This window comes from Streptomyces sp. PU-14G (genome assembly GCF_041028275.1).
Taxonomy (GTDB): domain Bacteria; phylum Actinomycetota; class Actinomycetes; order Streptomycetales; family Streptomycetaceae; genus Streptomyces.
Genome location: NZ_JASKYT010000554.1, coordinates 1 through 3,548, shown reverse-complemented (window position 1 = coordinate 3,548; position 3,548 = coordinate 1). Strand labels below are relative to the sequence as shown.

Annotated in this window: 2 protein-coding genes and 1 pseudogene; 2 read left to right on the top strand and 1 reads right to left on the bottom strand. The window is 75.5% G+C overall.

The annotated features are described in order from the left end of the window. Positions 1 to 221: 221 nt before the first annotated feature. Positions 222 to 926 (top strand): copper homeostasis protein CutC, encoded by a 705-nt coding sequence (locus AB8Z75_RS33230; RefSeq protein ID WP_369208590.1) that lies wholly within the window; start codon positions 222 to 224, stop codon positions 924 to 926. 153 nt (positions 927 to 1,079) lie between these two features. Further along, positions 1,080 to 2,147: an ADP-ribosylglycohydrolase family protein gene (locus AB8Z75_RS33225; RefSeq protein WP_369208588.1), complete on the top strand. Its 1,068-nt coding sequence runs from the start codon at positions 1,080 to 1,082 to the stop codon at positions 2,145 to 2,147. 103 nt (positions 2,148 to 2,250) lie between these two features. Here AB8Z75_RS33225 and AB8Z75_RS33220 read toward each other — a convergent pair. Then, a pseudogene (locus AB8Z75_RS33220) lies at positions 2,251 to 3,480 on the bottom strand (MFS transporter); the annotation flags it as partial. Between the last annotated feature and the right edge of the window lie 68 nt (positions 3,481 to 3,548).

Below are 3,548 nucleotides of genomic sequence, written 5' to 3'. Positions count from 1 at the left end.
CGCCGGGGGTGTCGGCGGGGGTGCGGGCGCGCAGGAGCAGGCTGGTCCAGCGGGTGAGCAGGGCGCGGTGCGTCGCGTCCGCGGGGGCACCGGAGGAGGCGCCGTCCCGTGGTGCGTCGCTGTGCGGTTCCGTCGTCGCCATCTTTCCATTGTGTTCCACGGTGTGGATCTCGGTGAGTGGCGTCTTCCGGCGGTCGCTGGCGTATGGCAGTCTGTGCGATATGTCTAGACCAATTCTTGAGGTGATCGCGCTCAGTGCGGAGGACGCGGCCGCCGCGGAGGCCGGAGGGGCCGACCGCCTTGAGGTTGTCGCCGACATGGCCGCCGACGGGCTGACCCCCGCGCTGGAGACCTTCGCCGCCATCCGGGCGGCCGTCGCCCTCCCCCTGCGCGTGATGCTGCGGCTCACCGACGGTTTCCTCACCGGAGGCGACACCGGTGTCGAAGCACTGTGCGAGCGGGCCCGCGCGTTGCGGGCGGAGGGCGCGGAGGAGTTCGTCCTCGGCTTCCTCGACGACTCCGGCCAAGCCGATCTGCGGGCCGTGGAAGCGGTGGCGGACGCCGTCTCGGGCTGCCGGTGGACGTTCCACCGGGCCATCGACCGCGCTGCCGACCGCGACGCCCTGCGCAAGCAGCTCGCCGAGGCGCCCGGACTCGACACCTACCTCACGGCCGGTTCGGCGGGTGGCGTCACCGACGGCTACGACGTCCTGCTGGCCGAGGCCGCCCGCACCGCGGCAGGCGAACCCGGTTACCGCCCCCGGCTGATGGTGGGCGGCGGTCTCACCCTCTCCCACGTTCCCGGCCTGAGCCGGGCCGGCATCACCGCCTTCCACATCGGCGGCGCCGCCCGCCCCCAGGGCTGGGACGCCCCCGTCGACCCGGCCGCCGTACGGGCGTGGCGCGAGGTGCTGGACGGCGCGTGAGCGCCGGGCGCGAAACCTCCGCGCCCGGCGGCCGGTCGGCCACGTCCCGGTCGCCCACGTCCCGGGCGGGTGGGTGCCGTTCGGACGCGTGCCGGTCGGACGCGTGGCGGTCAGCCACGTGCCGTTCGGGCCGGTGACGGTAGGGTCCGGGGCGTGGGGAGGCTCGAACGGTGTGCGGGGGCGGTCATCGGCTCCGCGGTGGGTGACGCGCTGGGAGCGCCGTTCGAGTTCGGGCCGCCGGGCGCCTTCTCCGCGCGGTACGGCCGCGGCGAACCCGGCGACCTGACCGGAGGCGGCGGCTGGGACCCCGGCGAGGCCACGGACGACACCCAGATGGCCGTCCTCGTGGCCGAGTCACTGCTGGATTGCGGCGGCCTGGACCCGGCGGACCTCTTCGCGCGGTTCCAGCGGTGGGCGGCGGCCGACCCCAAGGACATCGGGCTCCAGACCGAGGACGTACTGACCTGCGGCCTGCCCTGGGACACGGCCGCCGCCCAGCACTTTCGGACCACCGGGCGCGCCGCGGGCAACGGCGGACTGATGCGGGCGGCGACCTCGGCGGTCCGGTTCGCCCGCGCGGGGCGCGCCGCCACCATGGACGCGGCGAGTCGGATCACCGCGCTCACCCACGGGGATCCGGCCGCGTGGGAGGGCACCGCCCTCTGGCACGAACTGGTCCGGCTGGCGCTGGACGGCGCCGACCCGCTCGCCGAACTGCCGTCCCTGCTGGCGTGCGTGGACTCGGAGCACCGGGAACGCTATGCCACCGTCCTGGCGCCGGACTGGCATCCCGAGGCGGCCACCGAATTCAACGGCGCCGTCTGGCCGGCACTCGGCTCGGCGGTCTGGGCGCTGCGCACCACGGACGGTTTCCCGCACGCGGTACGCGCCGCGGTCGACCTCGGCGGCGACACGGACACCGTCGCCGCCATCACCGGTGGCCTCGCGGGCGCGTACTACGGCGTGGACGCGATCCCTACTCGGTGGACCGCACCGCTGCACGTTCCCCTGCCGGGTTTCCCGGCCGAGAAGCGACCGGAGGAGCGGCCGGAGGAGCGGCCGGAGCAGCGGCCGGAGGTGCGACCGGAGGAGCGCCCTGAGGAGCGGTCGGGGAAGCCGTCGGCCGACGGTCCTCGGGGGGCCGGGCCGTGGCGGGTGCTGCGGCTGCCGGAGCTGTACGAGCTCGCGAGGCGACTGGACTTGTGCGGACTCGCGCAGTGACCGGGCCGGTGCGGGCTCGTGCGGTGACAGGTGCGGTGACTGGTGCGGTGGCGGCTCGCGAGGTGACCGGGGCGGCGGCCGTCCCCGCCCGTACGGCACCGGCCCCCGCCAGGGACAGCGCGGCGACGGTCGCGCTGAAGACGGCGGTGCCGGTGGTGAGGGACGTGGCGTCGCTGAGCGCGCCGGCGGCGAGGGGAAGCGCGCCCGCCAGCACGTAACCCCCGGCGGTGAGAGCGGCGTTGGCCTCGGCGAGGCGCCGGGCGGGAACGTTCGCGCTGAGCATCGTCAAGGCGCCGAGCTGGGTCAGCCCCTGGCCGAGCCCCGCGAGCACGGCGGAGGTGACGAGGGCGGTCACTGAGGTCGTGGCGACGGCGAGGGCGAGCGCCACCATGCCCAGGATCGTCAGCGCCGCGCCCGACAGCAGGTCCGTGCGGGTGCGCAGACGACGCGCGGCGAACTGCACGCCCGTCGCGGCGGCGAACAGGACGAAGATGGTGGCGCCGGAGAGTATCCGGCTGCTGGTGTGCAGCAGGTCGGCCAGGAGCGTGGGGCCGAGCGACAGGACGAAGCCGGTTGCGGCGATCGCGGGAGCGAACACCGCGAGCCCGAGGAGGAGTTCCCCTCGGTTGGCGCGGGGCGCGGAGGGGATCCGTACCCGGCGGCGCCGGCGCGCCGCCGTCCCGTCGGTCGCCGTCCCGTGGGTCGCCGTCCCGTGGGTCGCCGTCCCGTGGGTCGTCGTCCCGTCGGTCGCCGGGGTGCCGGTGGCCGGGGTGTAGGTGGCCGGGGTGTCGGTGCGGCGGGGCAGTGGCGCACCGACGACCACCGGAAGCGCGAGCCCCAGCAGGGCGATCTGCACCAGGAAGACCGTCACGGACGGCCCGGGTACCAGTTCGGAGAGCAGCCCGGCGAGCAGGGGCCCCACCGCGGCGCCGCCCACCATGGCGGAGGAGGCCACCAGCCCCGCGGTGCGCTTCTGCGTACGGTCGGCCAGGTCGGAGACGGCGGCCATGCCGGCGGAGAGGAACGCTCCCACCGCCACGCCGCTGAGCAGTCGCGCGACGGCCAGCGCGGGTACGGAGTGCGCGACGGCGAACAGCGCGGAGGCGACCAGGGCGAGCGCCAGCCCCGGCAGCAGCACGGGTTTGCGCCCGAAACGGTCGGAGAGGGTGCCCGCGACCGTGAGGGTGGCGAGCAGCCCCGCGATGTAGAAGGCGTAGACCGCCGTCAGGGTGGCGGAGGAGAAGCCGATGTCGTCCTGCCACAGGACGTACAGCGGTGCGGGCTCGTTGGAGAGCGCGAGGACGGCGACGACGGGCCAGGCGGCCAGCCACATCCAGCGCCGGGACGTGCGCGACGGCGAACAGCGCGGAGGCGACCAGGGCGAGCGCCAGCCCCGGCAGC